Source organism: Alkalihalobacillus deserti (assembly GCF_020734105.1).
GTDB classification, from domain to species: domain Bacteria; phylum Bacillota; class Bacilli; order Bacillales; family Bacillaceae_D; genus Halalkalibacter; species Halalkalibacter deserti.
In genome coordinates this window covers 1-1,659 of record NZ_JAJAFR010000063.1, presented here as the reverse complement: position 1 = coordinate 1,659, position 1,659 = coordinate 1, and the positions used below count along the sequence as shown (strand labels likewise).

The window sequence follows — 1,659 nt, the reverse complement described above, 5'->3', positions numbered from 1 at the left end:
GTTTCAGATCCATTGTTTTTTCATAGAAAAAGTTGAAACTTTTTTATAATATTTTCACTCTAATAAGCGGAAAGGAGGTTAAATTGATGAATGAACTTACACTAATTAAAAAGGCGATAAAAGGAAACAAGGAATGTTTGGAGGAACTTCTTGTTTTACATGGTGATCAATTGTATCGTACTGCTTACTTATACGTTCGGAATCGTGAAGATGCTCTGGATGCTGTCCAAGAGGCATCTTACAAAGCTTTTTTATCAATTGGTCAATTGAAAAATGAAAATTTCTTTTTAACTTGGCTAACAAAAATACTTATAAACTGTGCGTATGATGTATTAAAAAAGAGTAAGAAAGAATTACCTTTGAACAATTTCGTCGAGCTCACTGCAGATAAAAAGGAAAAAAGAGTGGAGAACCTAGATTTATTAGAGGCAGTTAATAGGCTCAATGAAAGACATAAAAATGCAATAATTCTCTTTTACTTTCAAGATCTCCCTATAAGTGAAATAGCTAAAGTGATGAACATACCTGAAAATACGGTGAAAACTTATTTGAGTAGAGGGAAAGAACGATTAAAAAAATTGTTAGGAGGAATGAACTATAATGGAGAAAAAATCATTTCAAGAAGTATATGAGAAGATTGAAGTACCTAAAGATGATATTTTAAATGCAATAAAGGCTGGAAAAGAACGTGCTAGTCATGATGTACCTAAAAATAAAAAAGGTGCAAGAAAAATTGTATGGTCTACAGTAGCAGCTGCAACTTTATTTATTTCTTCCAGTTTCATTTCTCCTTCCCTATCTCACGTAATGGCGGAAGTACCGTTGTTAGGAAATGTGTATACTGCTTTTAATGATGTTGTAGGTAGAAGTTTACAATCTCAAGATTTGATAACAGAATTGAATCAAACCTTTAGTTATAAAGGTATAGACGTATCTATTACAAATGCTTATTATGATGGAGCGGTCGTAGGAGTTACTTTTTCTGTTATAGGCAATGTAAGGACAGAAGAAGATGGTAGTGTTCAGGGGTTATATGAAATATTTGATGGTAAGGGTGGTATTTCTGATAGTAAAGAACTAGTATATATGGAACCATCAGAGAATGGCTATATAGGGCATATACAATTAAGCTATCCAAAAACAGAATTACCTTCAGAAACTTCTTTCCCGCTTGAATTCAAGAGTATAGGTGGAAAGGAAGGAAGTTGGCGATTCGACGTACCGATAAACCAATTACCATATCACACAGTAAATGTTGACAAAGGAACTAACAAAGAAGATGCAGAAATAAATGTTCATTTCGATTCAATTATTCAAGGTAAAGCATCAACTGCTATTAACTATACAGCTACTTTTCCAATTGAAGGAAAACATGATCAAGTACGACTAGAGGCTTATGATGATCAAGGCAATGAAATCAATATCTCCTCAGACGGAATTGACCTAGAAACTGTCAAAGAGAACAATAGAATTATTGTTAAAGGTAGAAGTATTATTCCACAGTCAATAAAGGGAGAAACTAGTTATATAGAGGTGCTACCTAAAGTGGCATTAAGTGAACCTGATCGTTTTATTAAATTAGATGAAGGAACTCCTGTTGAAATTAATTCTGAAAGGCAAGACTTAGCTGTTGAAATAGAAAATATTACCGTTCAGGAT

Annotated in this window: 2 protein-coding genes; both read left to right on the top strand. The window is 33.0% G+C overall.

Translation table 11 applies throughout. From position 1 onward, the window contains the following. Positions 1-86: 86 nt before the first annotated feature. Positions 87-632 carry a sigma-70 family RNA polymerase sigma factor gene (locus LDX58_RS25585; RefSeq protein WP_227940477.1) on the top strand — a complete coding sequence of 182 codons (546 nt, stop codon included), beginning with the start codon at positions 87-89 and terminating at the stop codon, positions 630-632. Beyond that, positions 601-1,659: DUF4179 domain-containing protein (locus LDX58_RS25580; RefSeq protein WP_227940476.1), on the top strand; the 1,059-nt coding region annotated here is incomplete at its 3' end. The genes LDX58_RS25585 and LDX58_RS25580, both read left to right, overlap by 32 nt.